A 20,779-nucleotide genomic window follows, 5' to 3' on the forward strand; every position below is an offset into this window, starting at 1 on the left:
CCAATGACGAGAAGGTATTCGCATGCAGCAAGCCCCAACAGCCGTCAGAACGCCGGCCGCCAAAGTCGTCGAAGGCGCGGTAACCACCGTTCTCAGCCGCGGCCTCAATGTCCGCCACATCCGCTTCATGGCCCTCGGATCGGCGATCGGGACAGGTCTCTTCTACGGTTCCGCGTCTGCGATCCAAAAGGCCGGCCCGTCGGTTCTCTTCGCCTACATGATCGGTGGCGCCGCCGTCTTCATGGTGATGCGCGCCCTTGGCGAAATGGCCGTCCGCCACCCCGTCTCCGGCTCGTTCGGCCAGTACGCCAGCCGCTACCTCGGACCGCTGGCCGGGTTCATCACCGGGTGGACCTACGTCTTCGAAATGGCCATCGTGGCGATCGCGGACGTGACGGCGTTCAGTATCTACATGGGCTTCTGGTTCCCGCAGGTGGACCGATGGATCTGGGTCCTGGCGATCATCCTCCTCCTTGGCGCCATGAACCTCCTGAGCGTGAAGGTCTTCGGCGAGCTTGAGTTTTGGTTCTCGCTCATCAAGGTCGTGGCCATCATCGCCATGATTGCGGGCGGCGCTGCGATCATCGTGTTCGGCTTCCACTCCGGAAATGGCGGCGCGGCACCGGGGCTGGGGAACCTCGTTGACCACGGCGGCCTGTTCCCGAACGGTTTCGGCGGGCTCTTGGCCTCGTTCGCCGTCGTGATGTTCGCCTTCGGCGGGATCGAAACGATCGGCATCACGGCAGGCGAGGCCGCCGACCCCAAGAAGGTCATTCCGCAGGCCGTCAACACCGTCCCGGTGCGCGTGTTGCTGTTCTACGTCCTGACGCTCGGCGTGCTCATGAGCTTGTTCCCCTGGAATGAAATCGGGAACAACGGCAGCCCGTTTGTGCAGATCTTCAGCGGCCTCGGCATCCCCGCGGCGCCCCACATCCTCAATGCCGTGGTCATCACTTCTGCGCTGTCCGCCATCAATAGCGACATTTTCGGCGCCGGACGCATCCTTTTCGGGCTTTCCCAGCAAGGACATGCTCCGAAGAGCTTCGGCAAGATCTCAAGGCACGGTGTTCCCTGGATGACTGTGGTCCTCATGGGGGGCATCCTGCTGGTGGGCGTGCTGCTCAACGCGGTAATCCCCGAGGACGTGTTCCTTGTGATCGCCTCCATCGCCACCTTCGCGACAGTGTGGGTGTGGGTCATGATCCTCGCCTCCCACGTCGCCATGAAGCGCGAGATCAAGCGCAAGGGACTCCCGGCGTCGGAATTCGCATCGCCATGGTGGCCGGCCGCATCTGTGCTGACCATCGCCTTCATGGCCCTGGTGATCGTCATCCTTGGCGTCTTCGAGGACACCCGAGTGGCTTTGTACGTGGGCGCCGTGTGGCTCGGACTGCTGGTGCTGGCCTACAAGCTGTGGGTCCGCGGCGGCGGGCGCGTTCGTGCGGATCTCGTTGACGAAACAGCTTCGATTCCCGTGATCGCCACGCGGCACTAGCGGACACTGCCCGACGGCGGCTGCTCCCACTAGCCATCGACCGTCACCGCCGGCCAGCGCTATCATCAGGCATGGTTCCGTTCACCAACCTCCTGGCGTTTGCGCTGGCCGCACTGGTCCTCATCGCCATCCCCGGTCCCAGCGTCCTGTTCGTGATTGGACGCTCCCTCGCCCTCGGCCGCAGAGGCGGACTCCTGAGTGTGCTCGGAAACGCGCTTGGCATGGTTCCGCAGATCATCGCTGTGGCGTTCGGGCTTGGTGCGGTCCTGGCGCAATCGATCGTGCTCTTCACGATCATCAAGTTCGGTGGCGCGGCGTACCTGGTCTATCTCGGGGTGCAGGCGATCCGCCACCGCGGCGGGCGTTCGACGGCGGCTGGCCCCGCACCGTCGCGGTCCATGTGGCGGCTCATCCGCGAGGGTTTTGTCGTCGGTGCCAGCAACCCGAAATCGATCGTGTTCTTCGTGGCCGTGCTGCCCCAGTTCGTGGAATATTCGAGCGGCAGTATTCCGCTTCAGCTCGCCGAACTCGGAAGTGTTTTCCTGGTGATCGCCCTGATCTCCGACAGTATCTGGGCCCTCGCAGCGGGCACCGCACGCCACTGGTTTGCCCGCTCCCCGCGGCGGATCTCCACCCTGGGTGCCACGGGCGGGGTCATGATGATCGGGCTCGGCGGAACCTTGGCGCTTACAGGCACCAAGTCTTAGGGGCTGGGACCAGATGCAACTGCGGACTCAGCCGGCAGGAAGCCAATCCACGTGCGAGTCCGAGTCGTAGACCCGGCAAACCCGCACGCTGTCCTGGGCAGGACCATCGACAAGCTTGAGGGTGATCTTCATGAGGATGTCGTACGACGCCAGACCGGAGGCCGCCGTTGACTGCACGGGGTTCCCGGAGAAGGCGATGGAGACCACAGTGAATGGCCGGGGCACCACCGTTCCGGTCACAATTGAGGAGTGTGCCGCATCGCTTTGCAGGCGCGCCGTGCAGCTGTCCTTGATGCGTTGGATCCCGGCTGCGTCGAGGGCCTGCTGCACAGGAGCAGGCACCGCGGGAGCCGGAGCTGGCGCAGCGGGGGCCGGCACCGGGGCATCGGGCTTGGCACTGCTCGCCGGGGCAGGGACCGGGGCCTGACTTGAAGGCATGGAGCTGGCTGAATCAGCGCTGGCGGAAGCGCTGGCGGCTGGCGCTGAAGCGCTGGCGGAAGCGCTGGCGGCTGGCGCTGAAGCGGTGGCACTCGGCGTCGTTGCCGGTGTCCTGGTGGCACCGGGTGCAGAAGCCGCTGCACTGACAATGGCCGACGGCGCGGCGCCGGCCATCGAATTTGATGATGTCTGCGTGGCGTTGAGCGTGATCGCCCCCGCCAACCCGACCGCCACCACCCCCGCAACGACAATTCCTGCTTTTGCCGCTCGTTGCATTGTTCCCCCTCCCAGACCTGACGGAACATTTGCTTTGAGCGTATGGACTGTTCGCCCGGCCTGGCATGCGTAACCCCTACCCGTCTTTTGCCCGGACTACTCGGGTCACCACTTGCTTGCGCTGGGGTGCTTGTCCGAGTAGTGGTCCAAGTGACGTGAGTGGCCCATGTGCCATAACGGGTGCAAGGCACTCATGTGTTGCGTGTGGTCGGCGCCTACCGTTGGAAGATCGCGACTGCAAAGGAGTGATTCCGATGTTCGATCCTTACTCAAGGCACTCTGCTCGGATGCGCAAGCAACGCCGCCGTGCGCTGGCTTTGCGACTTTGCCAGGTATTTTCGCGGGCATCCAAGCAGGCCAAATCGACTGTCTCCCCTTTTAAGGTGGGAGACTACGTGGCTGGAGACGATCCCTTCAACGGGTCCAAGGAAGGCGTGGTGGTCGTCATCAAAGGCCCATCGATTGGCTTGAGAACCGTCGTGCCAACGGGTGGCACCCTGGTCTACTACGACTACCGCCAATTGCGGAGGCCGTGGTGAATATGTCCGCCGCCGGCATTCCAGGCAACCGGTTCATGACAATCGCCGAGGTTGCCCAGGCGCTGCGGGTATCCAGAATGACCGTTTACCGCCTCGTGAACTCGCACGCCATCCACGCCGTGCGGTTCGGGCGGTCATACCGCGTTCCGGAGTCGGCGGTGGAGTCCTACATTGAGCATTCCGCCGTTGACGAGGCTGAGCAGAATCCCCCTAAGGCAGCCGGGGAGCCGTGAGGGTAATCGGTCCAACGGAATCACGCTCCACCGGCGGGCATTCAAGCTTAACCACCGGGCTCCGCGCTGGTTCGTCGACGCCGAGAAGCAAGCGCACACCCGCGGCGCCGAGCTCGTAGTGCGGCAGCGCGACGGTGGACAGCGGTGGCCGCATGTGGGCGGCGATGACTTCCTGGTTGTCGAAACCCACCACGGCCATGTCATCGGGAATGGACAACCCCTGTTGCTTCAGCCCGTCGTAGAGACCCATGGCCATGCGGTCGTTGTAGCAAAAGACTGCCGTGACGTCGCGTTTGAGGAGTTCCTCAACTGCTCCGTACCCGCCTTCCTGGTCAGGATAGGCGTCGAACACGAGGTGCGGATCGAATGCGATTCCCGCGGATTCGAGCGCTTCCCGGTAGCCCTGGAGGCGTCCGTCCTTCGCGGGTGCAGGAATCGTGGCGTTGATAAAGGCGATCCGCCGGTGACCCTTGCGGAGGAGGATGTCGGTGGCTTCCCGTCCGCCATGGACTTCATCCGGGACCACGGCCAAGGCGTCGGAGTCCGGGGAGAAGCAGTTCACCAGTACGAAGTCTGTCTCTTGCAACGCTGCGGGGATCTCAGTTGGGCGGTGGAACCAGGTGGAGTACAGGATGCCGCGAACCTTGTGTTCGAGCATCATCGAGATGGCGTCTTTTTCGACAGGCTCGTCGCCCTCCGTGTTGGCGACCAGAAGCACGAATCCGTGTTTCCAAGCTTCGTCCTGGGCGCCGTGGATGATTTGCCCCGCGAAGGGAGTCGTGGCGATCGCGTCAGCGACGAGGCCAATGAACCGTGAACTGCCGCTCACGAGGTTCTTCGCGAGGGCGTTCGGGCGGTATCCCAGTTCGCGGATGGTGTCCAGGACGCGCTTGCGGGTCCCGGCGCCGATCCTGGCGTCTTTCTTGTTGTTAACAACCAGGGAAACCGTAGCAACGGAGACTCCAGCCCCTTCCGCCACGTCCCGCATCGTGACCGGATGACTCGTCCTCGGAGTCGCCGGTGGATGCGAGGGGTTAACCTCGGGTTCTCTCAAGCTTTTTTCAGACGTCATTGGCCCTCCCCTCACAGTCTATCCAGTGGCCTCGTCCTCACCCCTTCGTCGCCCCGCTCTCGAGGCCTTGGATCATCGCCTTGTTGAGGACAAGGAACACGAGCAGCAAAGGAGTGATGGTGATGCAGACAGCGGCGAACGTCGCGGTCCAGTCGACCTTGCCCATTGCGCCGATATAGTTCTGCAGCCCCAGAGGGATGGTCTTGAGCCCTTCGGAAAGCACGAACGTGTTCGCGAAGATGAAGTCGTTCCAGATGAAGATGCTGTTCACCAGGACCACAGTCACTACCGTGTTGGTGGAGAGCGGAAGGGTGATCAGGCCGAAGATCCGGTACGGTCCGGCGCTGTCCAGGGAGGCTGCCTCATAGGTCTCGCGGGGAATGTATTCAAAGAATGACGAGAAGAGGTAGATCGACATGGGGAGGGCGAACCCCGCCAAGGGGATGATCATCGATTGGTAGGTGTCCAGCAGGTTCACGGACGAGTAGTCGATGAACAGCGGCACCAGCGCGATCTGCACGGGCACGATGATGCCGATCAGGAAGAGGCCGCGGACGAATTTGCTGAAGCGGAATCCGAGGACCTGCAACGCATACGCCGCCATCATGCCCAGCAAGACGATCAGGAGGTTGGCACCCATCGTGACGATAAAACTGTTCAGGATGTTCTGGCCGAGGTTGCCGGTCTGGAAAGCGCGGGCGTAGTTGTCGAAGCTGATGGAACTCGGCAGCGCGAAGGGATCACCCGTGGCAAAGTCGTGGTCGTTGCGCAGGCTCGTGAGGAACAGCCAGGCGAGGGGGTAGACCTGCACGACGACGATGAGGACGATCAGCACCCTCGACAAGCTTCGGAAGACGTTTGGCTTGCGCCGCCGACGCCGGGGAGCCGGGCTGCTTGGCGGTGCAGGGATCGGCCGGGTAACCGGGGCTGTTTGCGCGGTCATGCGTCAGCCTTTCGTTTGAGCATGAGCAAGATGAATCCGACGGCGACGAGGCACTCGACCACGATGAACACCGAGATGGTGCTGGCGTAGCCGAAGTCGGTGCTGGTGAACGCGGTTTTGTACATGTAGGTCGTCAGGAGCTCCGAGGACTGGCCGGGGCCGCCGTTCGTCATGAGGTAAGGGATATCGAATCCACGTAGGCCGTAGGTCGTGGCCATGATGGTGGTGGTGATCCACACGGGCCGGATGTGCGGGAACCTGATCTTGGTGAACAGCTGCCACCGGTTGGCGCCGTCCAGGCGTGCCGCCTCTTCGAGTTCCTGCGGGACGGCAAGCAGCGCGGCGTAGATGATGAGCATGTAGAGCCCCGTGAATCGCCAGCCTTCGGGGGCTGAAACTGCCGCCAGGACAGTATTGACGTCCGAAAGCCAGGGGCGCTCAAGGCTGCCCAGACCGATCCAGCCGAGGACTTGGTTGAGAAGCCCCACCGGATCGATCGAGTAGATCCTCACAAAGAGGAAGGCGATGGCAACCGTCGAAATCACCGCCGGCAGGAGATACAGGGTTTTGACGAGCTCGCGGCCTCTTCGCAGCGAGGTCAGGAGACTTGCGACGAACAACGCGCCGCCCAATTGGAGGACGAGGCAGATGGCGAGGTAGCCGAGGGCGTTGAAGAAGGAACGCCAGAACACGCCGTCGCCGGTGAGCATGTGCACGTAGTTTGCGAAGCCCACGAACTCCATGTCACTGATGCCGTTCCAGGAGAAGAAGCTGAGGAACAGCGATTGCAGTATCGGGAACAGCACCGCGACGCCGTAGAGAAGCAGCGGCGGAAGCAGGAAGACCAGGACCGAGAGTCGTGATCGATTGGGAAGCATGGGAGTGCCTTTCGGGTGGGGGGCCTGGGCCCCCCACCGCTGCGTGTTATTTGAAGAACTTGGGAGCGTTCTGTGCGATGGTGCTATCCATCGTGCTGGTGAACTCGGCAGGCTTGACATTGCCCTGGGCCAAGAGCACGAGCTCTTGTTGCAGCCTGCTGTTGGTGGTCGGATCGAGCTGCGTGTCCCAAGGCATCGCGAGCTTCGACCCGAGATCCTTCGCCTGGTCAACTGCCTTTTTGTACAGTGGCGTGGCGTTGGCTGGAATCGTCGTCTGGACGTTCGTCGTCGGCGAGAGGGCACCCGTGGCCGCGTACTCCGAGGGGTACTTGGCGAGGGCGAATTTCAGGAAGTCGCTCACGAGCGGGTCGAAGGTCTTCGAGTTGACCGCCATGCCTATGCCTGAGGTTGCCACGTACTCGTTGGCGGCCGTGGCGGAACTTGGCGTGGCCGGAAGCGTGAAGTAGTCGACGTCTTTACGCACCGCCGGATTCAGCTTGTCGGTAGCGAGGCTGGGGAGTTCCCAGGTGCCGATGTTGTACATGGCGGCCTTGCCGGAGGTGAAGAGGTTCTGGGCATCAGAGTAGCCCTGCGAGGAGAAGCCGTCCTGGAAGCAGCCGGCCCCGCCGAGCTGGCTTATCCAGTTGACTGTCTTCTGGCCAGTGGCGTCGCTGAACTTCGCGTCACCCTTCTTGAGCTTCTGCACGAAGTCGGGCCCGGCGTCGCGGAAGGGCTGGTAGGAGACGTAGCGCTCAAGCGGCCACTGGTCCTGTCCGTCAAGGGCGAGGGGCGTAATGCCGGCCTTGCGCAGGGCCGTGCACATCGCGGGGATATCGTCGAGCGACTTCGGCACGGACACTCCAGCCTGCTGGAAAAGGGCCTTGTTGTACCAAAAGTACTCGAGCTCGAACTGGAACGGGATCATGTACAGGGATCCGTCGTCGAAGCGCTGGTAATTCAGCGCGTTCGTCCGGTAAGTGTCGTAGACACCGAGGTCTTTGAGCAGCTTCTCGGCGTCGACCATCTTGCCTTGCTTGGCGAGTTGCTGGGCAAACGGCGTGGCGTCCGTGTCGAACAGCTCCGGGAGCTTGTTCGCGGCGGCGAGGGTTTCGTACTTCTGAATGTACGAGGGCCGGTCAGGGGTCGTGATCAGGTTGAGGGAAAAGCCGGGATGGGTCTGGGCGTACTCGTCGGCCACCTTCTTCATGACGTTGATGACTGCACCGTCAGCCGGCCGGGACAGAAGCCACGAGATTTGCCGCGGTTTGATGTCTCCAGTGGGGTTGACGTTGGAGGCGCTGCCGGCCCCTCCACTGCCGCAGGCGGAGAGTGCGAGGGCTGCGGCCGCTGCTACGGCGGCCGTTCGTATGAGCTTCTTCATGGGGGAAATCTCCTTTGATTTGAACGGAGGTCTGGCGCTGGGTATTTAGTTGTCTGTGCGCTTACGTATCTCAAGGTCAGTGAGAGCGATGGTGCCTTCACCGGCGAAAACGCCGATCCGGCCGTCCGGCAGCCCGTAGATCCGGGTGCTCAAGGCGACCTGGCGGTCGACGACGGCGACGCAGAGGTCCCCGTCCACGACAACTTCGAGGGTGTGTTCTCCGGGGACGAGCTCGCAGGGGCGTTCGAGTTCGATCTCGAAGGGAACGTCCCCCGAGACGTGCCATTGCGCGTCGCCGTTTATCTGACGGGGCCATCGGTCGAACACCATGCGTCCGCGCTTCGGTTCCAGGCGGATGATGTAGGACTCGTCTCCGTCCGGGCTTGAGCGAAGCAGCAGGCCGCATTCGGTGGTATCGGGTTCTATCTGCAGCACCGCCCGGGCGTAGAACTGCCGCGGGAGGACCTCATCGGACACCAAGGCCCTGTATCCGTCGGGAGCATTCAGCGCCTCCGGAAGGGCGCTGCCGAAGGTTACCGGGATCTCGTCCCAGAAGCTCTCGACCAGCTCGTCGGCAAACGAAAACGCGAGGGTGCCGTCGTCGTTCTGGCGGGCCTCGAGGACGGACATCGTGCCCGCCCACTGCCAGGCGCCGTCGTCGCGGTTGTCCTCCTTGCTGGCGATCCAGCCGAAGAAGAACCGGCGGCCATCCCGCTCGGCCGTCTTCGAGGCATAGAAGGCGCGGCCGTCAACGCTGTCCCGCGCCGGCACGATCCATGGCCCGTCGGGACTTTTCGCCATACGGTAGCGGGTGGTGAAGGACTCGGAGAATTCCGAATAGACCAGGTACCACCAGTCTCCCCAGGCGAAGACGTCGGGGCATTCGTGCGTGATGTACCGGCGAGGATCCCAGAACGGCTCTGTATGCTCCCAATCCATCAGGTTCGGGGAGACGCATTGGGCAATCACTCCGCGGCGGCGGTCCGGACCGTCCGCGTGCCGTGCGGCCAGCAGCATCCGCCACAAACCGCTTGCCTCGTCCTTGAAGACGAACGGATCGCGCCAGTCGCCGGATTCGTAGCCGGCCGGGGCGCCGAAGGTCAACTCCGGATGCTTGACCCACGTCAGCATTCCGTCCGTGCTCGTGGCATGCATGACAAGTTGGAGCGGGGCCCCGTCGGAGCCGGGGTGCCGCGGATTCTGTCCCGTGTAGAACAGGTGGTGTATTCCGGACTCGTCGCACACAACGCTGCCCGTGTATGCATTGAAGTCCGCGTCGTCCTCCCCGCCATGACGAAGCGACACTCCATGGTCCTCGAACCGGGTGAGGTCCTTGGTGGTCACAAGATTCCAGGACGTTCCCGGCTTCGGGTCGTTCCGCACCTCGTGCAGATAGAAAAGCCAAAACTCCCCGTCCTTCTGGAACGGGATCACGTCTCCGACCCATCCATCGGTGGGTTGGAAGAAGACTGAGTAAGTCATCGGCGTTGATGTCCATTTCTGCTAAAGCGTTTGATCACTGCAAGCGTAACCGAGGTCACACTTTTGATCAAGCGTTTAAGCAGATTGTTTTGACGGACTGATTTGAGCGTTGCAGGATCGGTCCAGCGCCGCGTGAGTCAGCGCTCGACGGCGGCTAGGCAGTTGCGCAGACCGCGCGGTTCCGCCCAAGGGACTTGGCCTGGTACAGGGCCTTGTCGGCGGCCACGATCATGCGGGCCACATCGGCGTCGGCGAGGGTGCTGGGGGCGATGCCATAGCTCACCGTGGGGAAGGTGACGCCGTCCGGCGGTTCTGCCGAGGCCAAACGGCGGCTGATTTCGTTAGCAATGATTTCTGCACTCTCGAGATCGGCCCCGGGAAGCAGGATGGTGAATTCCTCTCCGCCATACCTCCCGACAAGGTCTGTGTGGCGGACCGAGGCCTGACACGCCGCGGCGAAGGCCTGGATGGCGGTGTCGCCCGCAGCGTGGCCATGACTGTCGTTGAGTGATTTGAAATGGTCGAGGTCGGCGAGGATCAACGTGGAGATCGATCCCGCCGAGTGCAGCCTGCCGATCTCCTGGGTGGCCAGCTCCATGAAGGCGGTACGGTTCAGGAGCCCCGTCAGGCCGTCCCGGGTGGCGCGTTCGTTGAGCCCGTTGATGAGCTGCTCGTTACTCAGCGCAGTCATGCTGAAGGACACGGTGACAAGAAGGACGATGGTGACCACGCTGGTGGTTGCCGAGCTGAGAAAGGTGCCGAAATCCGGACCGTCGGGTCCTTCAACGACATATGCGATCCCGCGGCAGAAGAAGAACGACGCCAGCACTCCTGCGGCGAGCGCCAAGGAGCGATGGGCCTGTGAAACGCTGGGCTTCAACCGCCAGAGTTCAACCGTTGCCAAACCCATGCCCAAGGACATCATGGCCAAATACACCAGGCCGCCGGACCATGCGTTGGTGGCCGGGTTCTCCAGCGTGGCGGCCACAGCCGTGGCGACGGGTCCGGCGAGGAGCTGCCATCGCGGCGTCGGAAGCAAGCGCAGGGAGCGCGAGCCCGCCCACACGCTGAACGCACCGGCCACCAGCAAAGCGTTGCCGAGTGGCCCCGCCCAGATCTGCTGGGGAGTCCCGGCGAGCAGGTACGCCATGTTCCCCGAAAGCAGGAAAACGAGGGCGAGGCACCACCACCCGCTGTACGCGGAGCGGGTCCGGCGGAACGATCCGAAAAACAGCAGGCAGAGCGTAAAAGCGACAATGCCCAGAGCTATCTTAAGGCTGACCGGATCGAGACCCATATGCGCTCCCCTCGTGGGCACCAGCCTACGACATCGAGGGGTAAGTTAACGGGCGGACCAGCCCCCGTCCATCGTGTAGCTGGCTCCGGTGACCATGCCGGCGTCGTCGGACGCTATCCACGCGGCCAGCGACGCTACTTCCTCCGGCTCGACGAGGCGTTTCACCGCGGATTCCGTCAGCATGACCTTCGCCAGGACTTCCGACTCAGGGATGCCGTGCAGCAGTGCCTGGTCGGCGATCTGCTTCTCGACGAGGGGCGTACGCACGTATCCCGGATTGATGCAGTTGGAGGTGACCCCGTGCTGGCCGCCCTCGAGGGCCGTCACCTTGCTGAGCCCCTCGAGCCCGTGCTTGGCCGAGACATACGCGCTCTTGAATGCCGACGCCCGCAGCCCATGGACCGAGGAGATGTTGATGATCCGGCCGAATCCGTTGGCGTACATGTGCGGAAGTGCTGCCCGGATGAGGAGGAAAGGGGCTTCGAGCATGAGGGTGAGGATGCGGCGGAAGTCTGCGGGTTCGAATTCTTCGATGGGGGCAACCTTCTGGATGCCGGCATTGTTGACGAGGATGTCGCAATCCAGGCTGAGTCCCGCCAGGGCCTCAGCGTCGAGCAAGTCGACGGCCCAGGCGGTGCCGCCGAGCTTGTCGGCGAGCGCGGCGGCACCGGCGGCATCGACGTCGGCCACTACAACCTTCGCGCCCCGCGCGGCGAGGGCCGTGGCACATGCTGCGCCGATGCCGCTCGCCCCGCCGGTGACTAGGGCCTTGCGGCCCTCCAGGCTCATGCGCGGGCACCCATGGGGAGGCCGTGGCGAACGGCGTCGGCCTTGTCAACGTCTTCCAGCGCCACTCCGCGGGTCTCCTTGAGCGTCAAGACGACGACGGCGGTGATGGCGCAGGCGATCACCAGGTAGATCGCCGTGGGCATCCAGGAACCGGTGTCCTTGAGCCACTGCGTCGCCAAGAGCGGGGCCAGCGAACCAGCGAAGATCGAGGTGACTTGCGAGCCGAGGGAGACGCCCGAGTAGCGCATCCGGGTGGGGAAGAGCTCGGTCATGATGGCCGGCTGCCCTGCGTACATGAAGGCATGCAGGCAGAGGCCGATGGTCACGGCGGCAACGATTACCACGGGGTTCTTGGTGTCGAACATGGGGAAGGCGAAGAACGGCCAGGTCGCACCGCTTATGGCACCGATAAGGTAAACCGGCTTGCGCCCCCAGTTGTCAGCCAACCGGCCCAGCTGCGGAATGACCACGAAGTGGACAACGTGCGCGATCAGGAGCGCGAGCAGCAACGAGGAGGTGTCGTACTTGTCCACGCTCTTGAGGTACACGATGGAGAAGCTCACCACGAGGTAGTACATGATGTTCTCCGCGAGCCTCAGTCCCATGGCCTGGAGGATGCCCTTGGGGTACTTGCGGATGACTTCGCCGACGCCGTAGCTGACGGCTTGTTCCTTCTCCACCTGGGCCTTCGCCTCAAGGAAGATCGGGGCCTCGGTCACGTGGGTGCGGATGTAGTAGCCCACGAAGACAATCACGGCGGAGAGCCAGAACGCCACGCGCCATCCCCAGCTGAGGAATGCTGCGCTGCTGAGGGTGGTGGACATGATGAAGAGGACCAGCGTGGCGAGGAGGTTGCCGACGGGAACCGCGGCCTGCGGCCAGCTTGACCAAAATCCGCGGGACTCCTTGGGGCTGTGTTCTGCCACCAGCAGCACCGCACCACCCCATTCGCCACCCAGTGCGAAGCCTTGGATGAAGCGGAGCGCCACGAGCATGGCCGGCGCCCAGTAGCCGAGGTCGGCGAAGCCAGGGAGGCAACCCATGAGGAAAGTGGATACGCCGACAATCACAATGGTGAGCTGCAGGGTGGGTTTGCGGCCGAGCCTGTCGCCGATCTGGCCGAAGACGATGCCGCCCAGCGGCCGGGCCACGAAGCCCACCGCGTACGTCAGGAACGCCTGGATGATGCCGTCGAGGTCGTTGCCGGTGGGCGGGAAGAAGTACTTGCCGAAAACCAGCGTTGCGGCGGTGGCGTAGAGGAAGAATTCGTACCATTCCACCACGGTGCCCACCATCGAGGCGGCGACGATCTTCTTGAGGCCTGCGCCTTTGCCGGTCGCGGCGGCGCCGGCTGCGGAGCGTTGTCCTACGGCCATGTCCATCTCCTTAGTGTCCACACTGACACGCGTTGTGATCCACAACACGAAATGCTCCAATGAGTATTGCCGCACATTACTGCGGCTTCAATAACCAAAATGGCACTAAGTGTGTGCAGAATTGCAGATATGAATCCGAATCCAGACGATCTCCTGGTCCTTCTCGCGGTATCGCGCTCAGGTAAGTTCACGACGGCGGCCCAAGCCTTGGGATTGAACCACACCACTGTTTCCCGCAGGATCGCCGCGCTCGAGAAGGCGCTCGGCGGCCGGGTCCTCGCGCGGGCGGCGGGCGGCTGGGAAGTCACGGAGCTCGGAGCCGAGGCCGTGGGCGTGGCCGAGCGGATCGAAGCGGCGGTGGGCACGCTGGGACCGGACGACCGCGCGCCGGACCCTATTGCCGGCGTCGTACGCATGACCGCGACCGACGGATTCAGCGCCTACATCGCGGCACCGGCCGTGGCGCGCTTGCGGCGATCGCATCCCGGCCTCACGGTGGAGATCATCACCGTGACCCGCCGGGCGCTCCAGCAGCGTTCCGGCCTGGACCTCGAGGTGGTGGTGGGCGAACCCCAGGTGCACCGGGCCGAGGCTGTGTTGCTGGGCGAGTACATGCTGGGAATGTATGCCTCGCGCGAGTACCTGGCTTTTCACGGCGTACCCGGCACCGTGGAAGAGCTGACGCGGCATCAGCTGGTCTATTTCGTGGACTCCATGCTGCAAGTGGACGACCTCGATGCCCCTCGCCGGCTGGTCCCGTCCATGCGCGACGGCTTGAGCTCTACCAATGTCTTCGTCCACGTCGAGGCGACGCGCGCCGGGGCCGGTATCGGCTTCCTGCCGTGCTTCATGGCGGACCGGCACCCGGACCTCGTACGGCTGCTCCCCTCGGATTTCGCGGAGCTACTCCCCTACTGGATGGTCCTGCGGCCCGACTCGATGCGCCGCCCCGCAGTTGCCGCCGTCGTGCACGCCCTTCAAGAGGAGACTGCCGCACACCGCGAGCTGCTGCTGGCGCGCCGCTGAAGTTCCGACGCGCGCTCACATATACGCCCTCCCCGGCCAACCCTCGCTCACATATAGGCCCGAGGGCGAGTTGCGGTCAGGCGGCCGGCTGAGGGTCGTGCCGGATCTGGGCGCCGACGGCGAATGCCCGGACCTTTGCATCGTTCCAGATATGCGCGGGAACGGCCCCGCCGAGCAGCTTCCGGGCCAGTTGCGGATCGTCGCCGAACGGCTCGTGGCTGCCGGCCATGATCATGTTCCCGTACCGCCGGCCCTTGAGCATCGCGGGGTCGGCAATGATCATGGTGTGCGCGAAGGTGTCTGCGATGGTGGCGGCGTCCTCGCGGGCGTTCTTGAGGTCCGGGGCGTCTCCGGAATTCACCACATAAAGGCCGCCCGGAGCCAGCACCTTCGACGCGTGGTCGTTGAACTCGCGGGTGGTGAGCGCCCTCGGAGTGAGGGCGCCGGCAAAGACGTCCCGGATGATGAGGTCCCGGGTGTCCGGAGTGAGGCCTTCCGTGACTTCCCTGGCTTCGCCCACCCGGATCCGCATCAATGGGGCCTTCGGCAGGTCGAACCAGCCGCGTACGTATTCGGCCAGCTTGCCGTCGAGTTCCACCACCACTTGGCGCGCGTCGGGGTAGGCGGCGTGGAAGTACCGGGCCAGGGAACATGCTCCGCCGCCGAGGTGCAAGGCACGCAGCTTCGGCTTGGACTCGGGCGGCCATTTGGATTCCACCAGGGCCGCAATCCAGCGCATGTACTCGAAGTCCAGGAACAACGGCTCTGCAACATCGATGTGCGAGCTCATGACACCGTTGATTTTCAGGAGCCAGCCGTTGGAGTTGTCCGGGTCGGCAACGAGTTCGCAGTCCCCGGTGTCGATGTAGTAGACGCCCTCCACAGGACCGTTCGGCTTCGTGCCCGCGGGCACCTCGATAACCCCGGCAGCTTGTCCGGCGCCCCTGCCCTTGCCACGCTTCGCCACTACAGCCGCCCTCTTCCGGTCATGCTTCAACCCTAGTTGACGCCGCTGCCTTGCGGTCAGCCCCCGACGGCGGCGCGCACCATCTTGCGGTCAGCCCCCGACGGCGGCGCGCACCATCCGGATCTCCGGCAGTTCGTACCAGTCCGGCGGCAAAAGCTGACGTGTACCGTCGGGGCGGAAGCCGTTCTTGCGGTAGAAAGCCTGGGCACGTGGATTGTCTTCAAGCACCCACAGGTAGGCGGCGGCGTTGCCGATCACAGCGTCGACCAATGCTTGCCCCACGCCCAACCCGTGCACGCGCCGCAAGGTATAGATCATCTGCAATTCCAGCTCGGATGGCCGGTCCTCGTCCCGGGCCTGACCGGCAGAAGCGATGCCTACCAAGGCGCCGTCAGCATCGTGGGCGAGCATCGGCTTGTACGAGCCCGCCAAGGCTTCCCGCTGCCTCTCGATCCGCGTGTTGATGGTGGCCTCACGGAAGGCGAAGAACTCCTCGGGCAAGAGGCGCCCGTAGCTTTCCCGCCAGGCAGCCAAATGCATGCGGGTCAAGGGTTCAACGTCATCCACCGTTGCCGGACGGAGGGTAAATTCCATGCGCACAGCCTAGCGTCACACCACCCGGGCTATCGCGAAACCGTCCCATCCCTTGGATCCAACCGTTTGGATGGCCGTTGCGTCGAGGCGCGGATCCTTGCCCATCATTTCCAACGCACCCACGATGCCCGGAGCGTTCACCTCGTCCATGGAAGGATCCAGGATGGCGCCCTCCCAGATAACGTTGTCCATCACAATCACCGTGCCCGGCCTCCCGAGCCGGATAGCCCAGTCGAGGTAGTTGGAATCGTTCTCCTTGTCGGCATCAATGAAGACGAAGTCGAACGGGCCGTCCCGCTCGGGATCTTTGGCCAGCGCCGCAAGAGTCTCCAGCGCGGGGCCGATCCGGATGTCTACTTTGTGGCCGATCCCAGCCATGTCAACGTTCGCCCGGGCGATTTCAGCGTGTTTCGGGAGGTATTCGCACGTGACCAGTCGGCCGTCGTCGGGCAGTCCCTGGGCCATCCAGATCGCGCTGAAGCCGGCCAAAGTGCCTATTTCCAGCACGCGCCGCGCACCGGACAGCTGCACCAGCATCTTGAGCAGCTTCCCGGCGTTGGGCGCCACTTCGATGGGCGGCATCCCGGCGTCGAGGGCGGACTGCACCGCGTGTTTGAGCGCGGCGTTCGGGCGGACGACGGCGTTGGACAAGTATTCCTCGACGGCCACCCAGCCGGGCTGGGCCTTGTGTTCAAACATGGCCCAAGTCTGGCACCGGGCACCGACAGAGGGAAGGACCGGCTACTCGCCTTTGTTGATCGCACGCTCCAGCCGCTCAACTTTGCCCGTGAGTTCCCCCGTGTATCCCGGCCGGATATCCGCCTTGATCACCAAGGACACCCGGTTTCCGTACTTGCCCACGGCCTCGGTGGCGCGCTTGACGACGTCGAACACTTCATCCCACTCGCCCTCGATGGTGGTGAACATCGAGTCCGTCTGGTTGGGGAGCCCGGATTCGCGGACGATCTTCACGGCCTCGGCAACGGCGTCGTGCACCGAGCCATCAACGGATACGGCGCCAGCAGCGGGCTGGCCGGACGGGGCAACTGAAAAGGCAAGCAACATGAATCCAGTCTTTCACGGGCAAGAATGTCACAAAAGTGATTGGAGCCCCTCCGTTGCTACTGTGAGCAGCATGGACCGGCCCTTGGAACGCAAGCCACTTAGAGCTGATGCTGCGCGCAATGTAGACAAGATCATCACGGCAGCGCGCCAGTGCTTCCGCGAGCTGGGCCCGGAGGTTCCACTCCAGACGATCGCCACCACCGCAGGTGTTGGCCCGGCTACACTGTTCCGCAACTTCGCTGACAAAGAACAACTCGTCCTGGCCGCCCTGTCGCGGCAACTCAGGCTTCATGTGGACCCGGTCGTGGAAGATGCCCTCGCGGGCATGGATGCCGCCGTCGGGCTCATCAACGTGATCGACGCCGTGGTGCAGGTTGCCAGCGAAGACGCGAACCTGCTGGGCGCCGTCGCCGGCCGCCGCGGACTCTTGGTGGGCATCACTGGCGGCTTGATCGATTCCATGGCTGAACTGCTTAGCCGCGGCCAGGGCCAGGGTTCGCTGCGCCGGGACATCTCCATCGAGGACATGGTGCGCCTTGTTGCCATGCTGATCGGCGCCGTGGACACCATGGAGCCGGGGTCCCGCGCTTGGGAACGGCCGGTTGCCTTGCTTGAGGATGCCATCCGCACCGAACGCCCGTCGCGCCCGCTGCCACAGCAGACCCCCATCCCCGGGATGGCTTTCGAGTAACCAGCGCACGACGGCGTCGCTCACCGCGGCGACGGTCGGAACCACGGGCGGTGGTTCAGCGCCAGCCGAGCAGCCGCAGGCAGGCGGCCGCCGCCGATCCCACGATCACCACCACAAGGAACGGGGCCCGGAGCCACAGCGCGACGGCCCCAGCTGCGAGCGCACCGAGCCTGGCGTCGAGGGCGAGGGACTGCCCGGACGCCACCGCGTTGACGACGGTCAGGGACGCAAGCAGGCCGATGGTCATGGTGCCGGCCACGCGCATCATCCGCGGACTCCGCAGGAGCTTCGCCGGCACGAAATAGCCCGAAAGCTTGGTGAGGTACGCCAGTCCGCAGGCGATGAGGATCCAGAGCCAGAGGGTCATTCGGCGTTCCTTTCGCGGCTGGAAGCTTCAGCGTTTGAATGACCGCGCGGGTAGGGATCGACGTCGGGCTCCATGCCTTCGTCACTGCGTCCGTGGCTGAACCAGCCAATGGCCCCGGCCACGACGGCGGCCACGAGGATGGGCACGCCCGCCGGAACGAACGGAACCGTAATAATGGTCGCCAGAGCAGCAGCAGCGGCGATCGCCCAGGGTTCACGGCCCTTGAGCCGAGGCCAGAGCAGGCCCAGGAACGCTGCCACGGCGGCGCCGTCGAGCCCCCACTGCTTGGGATCGCCCAAGGCATCGCCCGCCAAGGCTCCGACAGCCGTGAAGATGTTCCACAGCACGAAAATGCCGAGTCCGGCCGTCCAGAAGCCACGTCGCTGTTCGTCCGAATCGCTTTGTCCCGAGGCAGTGGCGGTGGACTCGTCGATGGTGATGTGTGCTTGCGGGTACTTGAGCCATCCGCTGGGACGCAACAGCGCGTTCATCTGCATCCCGTAGATGCCATTGCGCAAGCCCAGCAGCGCGGCCGCGGTCATGGCCGCAATGCCGGAACCGCCGCCAGCCACGACGCCGATGAAGGCGAACTGCGATCCTCCACTGAACATGAGCAGGCTGAACGCCATGGTCTGCCAGAAGCTGAACCCGGAGGCTGAGGCCAATGCACCGAACGAGATGCCGTAGAGGCCCGTTGCGATGCTGATGGAGAGGCCCACCTTCACCGCCGGGGATTCGAGGAGTTTCATGCGCCCCGTTTCGCTCCAGCCAGACTCCATGCCCACAGGATCAAAGGGAGCTGTAAAGGCAGGCGCAGGGTGTGAATCCGCCGCGCGGACGACGTTCCGGCGGGAGAGTATGCGCGGCGGAGCGCGTCCACGTGGCCGGCCAGGAACACCGTGAACATCAGCGTGGTGCCGCGGGCTGCGGCCCTGCGCGTGGCAGGAATGAGGAGCCCGACGGCGGCAACCGCCTCAAGCAGTCCGCTCACCGCGATCCATTCCTCCCGGGACATGACCGCCAAGGCGCCGTTCCGAGGTGCGGCCGCGGCGGCCTTGCCTTGGCCGGGTTCGAGTTCGGCGACTTCCCTCGGATTGTCATCGCGGCACAGATAATCCGGGACGACCGGGGCAAAGAACTTGGGCTGCTGGAAGTGCTTCCTGGCGCTCACGAGTAACAGTGCACTCAGGGCCGCCGCGGAGATTGTCTGGGTTGTCCGGGCGGACCATGAAAAAGGCATGTATTCATGCAACCACAGCCCTGCCCGCCGCGGTAACCGGAGGGTTGCCGCGGCGGTCGGGTGCAATTCTTGTCCGTTCAGAATATTGGACTCAGTTCAGCATGATGTATGTTCTTCTTTAGGCCGTGCCTGCCGCCGTCCACCGCTACCGTCCACCGCCACAAGAAATTCAACGAGGAGTTCAATGCGCATCGCCCGACTACAAACCCCTTCCGGCCCGACGCACGCAGTCCTGCGCAACGGAAGCTGGGACCATATCGAGGACCCCTTTGCCGAGGTTCTTTCTTTCACCGGGAAATCCAGTTCCGCGGACGACGCCTTGTTCCTCGCCCCGGTCCGACCCTCAGTGGTGCTAGGAATCGGGCACAACCTGGGCAACAACAACCACGTGCTGCCCATCCAGGCTTGGCACAAGTCGGTCCACAGCATCGCCGGCCCCGGTGATGACATCGTGGCCGTGCGCAACGCGGGCACAGTGAACGTGGAAGGCGAACTGGCCGCCGTCATCGGAAAGCGTGCGGAGAAGCTCACGGCCGAGAACGCCTTGAGCCACGTCCTGGGCTACACGGTGGTCAATGACGTCACCAATGTGGACCAAAACCAGGTCGACGAAAAACTCTTCCAGGGCAAGTCCGGCACCAACTACACGCCGCTCGGACCGTGGATCGAAACCGGGATCGAGGACCCGGACAACGTCAGCACCGAGGTAGTGGTCAACGGCGAGGTCAAAGCCAGGTCCGGTTCCTTCAACCTGCCATCCTCCATCACGGATTGCCTCGTTTACGTCACCCAATGGCTGACGCTGGAACCGGGAGACATCATCATGACGGGAGCCCCGAACACCTTCGTGGCTGTCCAGCCCGGCGACCGGGTGGACATCACGCTGGGCGGCATCGGAACCCTCAGCAACACGGTCATCTGACTCGCAGTAGTTGTCGTTTTGGGGCCCCAGAACGACAACTACTGCGAGTCAGTTGGGAGCCTAAAGCTGGGCCAGGACCTGCGCCGGCTTGTTCGTGGTGATCTCGTGGATGCCAAGGCCTTGGCACAACGCAACATCGTTCTCCGAATCGACGGTCCACACCCGGAAGCGGCGGCCGGATTCAAGCCAGCGCTGAACGGTGCGGGCGTGCTTGCGGACGTAGTCGATGCCCGGGCCCGCCAGTCCAACCTCGCAGTCGTCCAGGATCCGTTCGCCTTCCTGCTGGGCTGCCTTCATCACGTTGGCCACCGCTCCCCCGGTGATGACGCCAAGGCCGAGTTCATCGCGGACTTCCTCCACCGTGACGTCGTCCACCAACTGGCAGATGTGCTCCGCGGGAACGAACCGGAGCAGGTGCTTGATCGAATCCGGGCTGAAACTCATAAAGGAAACCTGGATGTTGTCCAGCATGGAGGTCTCTGCGTTCCACCCTTCGTTGCCCAGAAGCTCGAGCACGCGGTCTTCAAGCTTGAGCTGGTACGGGCTGGGGTGCTTGAGCTCAATGGCCAGGCCGATGGTCCTGCCGGCATCGCGCAGGATCTCCAGCAACTCCGGGAGCGTCAGGAGCTGGTCCGACTTTGCACCGTACTGGTCCGGAATCCGTGCGCCCTTCCAGGAAGAGAAATCCAGCTGCCGCAGCTCTTCGAGCGTCTTCTCAGCCACGGGACCGGTGCCGTCCGAGGTACGGTCCAAGTTCGCGTCGTGAAGCAGGACAACGTGCTGGTCCCTGGTCAGGTGGACGTCGCACTCGACGCCGTCGGCGCCGTCGGCGATTGCTTTCAGGTATGCGGCGCGTGTGTGCTCCGCAAATGCGGCACTCGCTCCGCGGTGGGCGTAGACCATGGGCCGCGTGTTTTGCTCCGTGCTTTGGTCTGGGCGACCGGGCTCGTCATTCGTCATGGGGATACGGTAGCCCACGCCCACGACGGCGACGGGGCTAC

Annotated in this window: 25 protein-coding genes; 8 read left to right on the forward strand and 17 right to left on the reverse strand. The window is 63.8% G+C overall.

The features are described 5' to 3' along the window. Positions 1-22: 22 nt before the first annotated feature. Complete coding sequence (locus tag ACSVHC_RS09720; protein ID WP_439180903.1) at positions 23-1,495, forward strand: amino acid permease; 1,473 nt, start codon at positions 23-25, stop codon at positions 1,493-1,495. Between the two features lie 71 nt (positions 1,496-1,566). Beyond that, the gene (locus ACSVHC_RS09725) at positions 1,567-2,202 is read left to right on the forward strand and encodes a LysE family translocator (protein ID WP_437772163.1); all 636 of its coding nucleotides are present in this window, start codon (positions 1,567-1,569) and stop codon (positions 2,200-2,202) included. A 27-nt stretch (positions 2,203-2,229) separates the two neighbouring features. Here ACSVHC_RS09725 and ACSVHC_RS09730 read toward each other — a convergent pair whose 3' ends face one another. Further along, positions 2,230-2,640: a hypothetical protein gene (locus ACSVHC_RS09730; RefSeq protein ID WP_437772162.1), complete on the reverse strand. Its 411-nt coding sequence runs from the start codon at positions 2,638-2,640 to the stop codon at positions 2,230-2,232. Between ACSVHC_RS09730 and ACSVHC_RS09735 the strand changes: the two genes are divergently transcribed. The 3 genes from ACSVHC_RS09735 (at position 2,639) to ACSVHC_RS09745 (ending at position 3,688) form a co-directional block, all read left to right on the forward strand. Continuing rightward, positions 2,639-2,989: a hypothetical protein gene (locus ACSVHC_RS09735; protein WP_437772161.1), complete on the forward strand. Its 351-nt coding sequence runs from the start codon at positions 2,639-2,641 to the stop codon at positions 2,987-2,989. The genes ACSVHC_RS09730 and ACSVHC_RS09735 overlap by 2 nt on opposite strands. A gap of 322 nt (positions 2,990-3,311) precedes the next feature. Beyond that, a complete protein-coding gene (locus ACSVHC_RS09740) occupies positions 3,312-3,455 on the forward strand; it encodes a hypothetical protein (protein WP_439180904.1) in 144 nt (47 codons plus the stop codon). A 35-nt stretch (positions 3,456-3,490) separates the two neighbouring features. After that, on the forward strand, positions 3,491-3,688 hold the full coding sequence (locus ACSVHC_RS09745; RefSeq protein ID WP_439180905.1) for a helix-turn-helix domain-containing protein: 198 nt from the start codon (positions 3,491-3,493) through the stop codon (positions 3,686-3,688). Here ACSVHC_RS09745 and ACSVHC_RS09750 read toward each other — a convergent pair. From ACSVHC_RS09750 to ACSVHC_RS09785, 8 genes are all read right to left on the reverse strand, one after another. Continuing rightward, the gene (locus tag ACSVHC_RS09750; protein ID WP_437772159.1) at positions 3,666-4,676 is read right to left on the reverse strand and encodes a LacI family DNA-binding transcriptional regulator; all 1,011 of its coding nucleotides are present in this window, start codon (positions 4,674-4,676) and stop codon (positions 3,666-3,668) included. The two genes, ACSVHC_RS09745 and ACSVHC_RS09750, sit on opposite strands and share 23 nt — an antisense overlap. A 121-nt stretch (positions 4,677-4,797) precedes the next feature. Then, complete coding sequence (locus ACSVHC_RS09755) at positions 4,798-5,703, reverse strand: carbohydrate ABC transporter permease (RefSeq protein WP_437772158.1); 906 nt, start codon at positions 5,701-5,703, stop codon at positions 4,798-4,800. Continuing rightward, positions 5,700-6,581, reverse strand: a complete 882-nt coding sequence (locus ACSVHC_RS09760; RefSeq protein ID WP_059388447.1) for a carbohydrate ABC transporter permease — start codon at positions 6,579-6,581, stop codon at positions 5,700-5,702. Before ACSVHC_RS09760 ends, ACSVHC_RS09755 begins: the two co-directional genes overlap by 4 nt. 46 nt (positions 6,582-6,627) lie before the next feature. Beyond that, a complete protein-coding gene (locus ACSVHC_RS09765) occupies positions 6,628-7,962 on the reverse strand; it encodes an ABC transporter substrate-binding protein (protein WP_437772157.1) in 1,335 nt (444 codons plus the stop codon). A 45-nt stretch (positions 7,963-8,007) separates the two neighbouring features. Beyond that, positions 8,008-9,444 (reverse strand): GH32 C-terminal domain-containing protein, encoded by a 1,437-nt coding sequence (locus ACSVHC_RS09770; RefSeq protein ID WP_437772156.1) that lies wholly within the window; start codon positions 9,442-9,444, stop codon positions 8,008-8,010. Positions 9,445-9,598: 154 nt separating this feature from the next. Then, complete coding sequence (locus ACSVHC_RS09775) at positions 9,599-10,741, reverse strand: GGDEF domain-containing protein (protein ID WP_437772155.1); 1,143 nt, start codon at positions 10,739-10,741, stop codon at positions 9,599-9,601. A gap of 45 nt (positions 10,742-10,786) precedes the next feature. Next, positions 10,787-11,530 carry a 3-hydroxybutyrate dehydrogenase gene (locus tag ACSVHC_RS09780; RefSeq protein WP_437772154.1) on the reverse strand — a complete coding sequence of 248 codons (744 nt, stop codon included), beginning with the start codon at positions 11,528-11,530 and terminating at the stop codon, positions 10,787-10,789. Next, positions 11,527-12,906 (reverse strand): MFS transporter, encoded by a 1,380-nt coding sequence (locus ACSVHC_RS09785; protein WP_437772153.1) that lies wholly within the window; start codon positions 12,904-12,906, stop codon positions 11,527-11,529. Before ACSVHC_RS09785 ends, ACSVHC_RS09780 begins: the two co-directional genes overlap by 4 nt. A gap of 129 nt (positions 12,907-13,035) precedes the next feature. On the opposite strand from ACSVHC_RS09785, the gene ACSVHC_RS09790 reads away from it, so the two are divergent. Beyond that, positions 13,036-13,932: a LysR family transcriptional regulator gene (locus ACSVHC_RS09790; RefSeq protein WP_437772152.1), complete on the forward strand. Its 897-nt coding sequence runs from the start codon at positions 13,036-13,038 to the stop codon at positions 13,930-13,932. 76 nt (positions 13,933-14,008) lie between these two features. Here ACSVHC_RS09790 and ACSVHC_RS09795 read toward each other — a convergent pair whose 3' ends face one another. From ACSVHC_RS09795 to ACSVHC_RS09810, 4 genes are all read right to left on the reverse strand, one after another. Then, a complete protein-coding gene (locus ACSVHC_RS09795) occupies positions 14,009-14,899 on the reverse strand; it encodes a spermidine synthase (RefSeq protein ID WP_437772151.1) in 891 nt (296 codons plus the stop codon). Between the two features lie 90 nt (positions 14,900-14,989). After that, entirely contained in the window at positions 14,990-15,493 is a 504-nt protein-coding gene (locus tag ACSVHC_RS09800) for a GNAT family N-acetyltransferase (RefSeq protein WP_437772150.1), read from the reverse strand. Between the two features lie 15 nt (positions 15,494-15,508). Beyond that, a complete protein-coding gene (locus tag ACSVHC_RS09805; protein ID WP_439180906.1) occupies positions 15,509-16,192 on the reverse strand; it encodes an O-methyltransferase in 684 nt (227 codons plus the stop codon). A 42-nt stretch (positions 16,193-16,234) separates the two neighbouring features. Next, complete coding sequence (locus tag ACSVHC_RS09810) at positions 16,235-16,558, reverse strand: thiamine-binding protein (RefSeq protein WP_437772148.1); 324 nt, start codon at positions 16,556-16,558, stop codon at positions 16,235-16,237. A gap of 70 nt (positions 16,559-16,628) precedes the next feature. On the opposite strand from ACSVHC_RS09810, the gene ACSVHC_RS09815 reads away from it, so the two are divergent. Then, positions 16,629-17,249, forward strand: coding sequence for a TetR/AcrR family transcriptional regulator (locus tag ACSVHC_RS09815; RefSeq protein WP_437773940.1), 621 nt, complete (start codon positions 16,629-16,631; stop codon positions 17,247-17,249). Between the two features lie 55 nt (positions 17,250-17,304). Here the strand turns inward: ACSVHC_RS09815 and ACSVHC_RS09820 are convergent, their stop codons facing one another. From ACSVHC_RS09820 to ACSVHC_RS09830, 3 genes are read right to left on the reverse strand one after another with little or no spacing between them, the layout of a single operon-like run. Then, complete coding sequence (locus ACSVHC_RS09820; protein ID WP_437772147.1) at positions 17,305-17,616, reverse strand: AzlD domain-containing protein; 312 nt, start codon at positions 17,614-17,616, stop codon at positions 17,305-17,307. Further along, positions 17,613-18,365, reverse strand: a complete 753-nt coding sequence (locus tag ACSVHC_RS09825) for an AzlC family ABC transporter permease (protein WP_437772146.1) — start codon at positions 18,363-18,365, stop codon at positions 17,613-17,615. The genes ACSVHC_RS09820 and ACSVHC_RS09825 overlap by 4 nt, the downstream gene beginning before the upstream one ends. Further along, positions 18,362-18,856: a DoxX family protein gene (locus ACSVHC_RS09830; RefSeq protein WP_437772145.1), complete on the reverse strand. Its 495-nt coding sequence runs from the start codon at positions 18,854-18,856 to the stop codon at positions 18,362-18,364. Before ACSVHC_RS09830 ends, ACSVHC_RS09825 begins: the two co-directional genes overlap by 4 nt. Positions 18,857-19,040: 184 nt before the next feature. Between ACSVHC_RS09830 and ACSVHC_RS09835 the strand changes: the two genes are divergently transcribed. Continuing rightward, positions 19,041-19,778 carry a fumarylacetoacetate hydrolase family protein gene (locus tag ACSVHC_RS09835; RefSeq protein ID WP_437772144.1) on the forward strand — a complete coding sequence of 246 codons (738 nt, stop codon included), beginning with the start codon at positions 19,041-19,043 and terminating at the stop codon, positions 19,776-19,778. Positions 19,779-19,838: 60 nt separating this feature from the next. Here the strand turns inward: ACSVHC_RS09835 and ACSVHC_RS09840 are convergent, their stop codons facing one another. Continuing rightward, positions 19,839-20,738 carry a glycerophosphodiester phosphodiesterase family protein gene (locus tag ACSVHC_RS09840; RefSeq protein ID WP_437772143.1) on the reverse strand — a complete coding sequence of 300 codons (900 nt, stop codon included), beginning with the start codon at positions 20,736-20,738 and terminating at the stop codon, positions 19,839-19,841. Positions 20,739-20,779: the final 41 nt, after the last annotated feature.

The organism is Arthrobacter sp. KNU-44 (assembly GCF_051843155.1).
Lineage (GTDB): Bacteria > Actinomycetota > Actinomycetes > Actinomycetales > Micrococcaceae > Arthrobacter.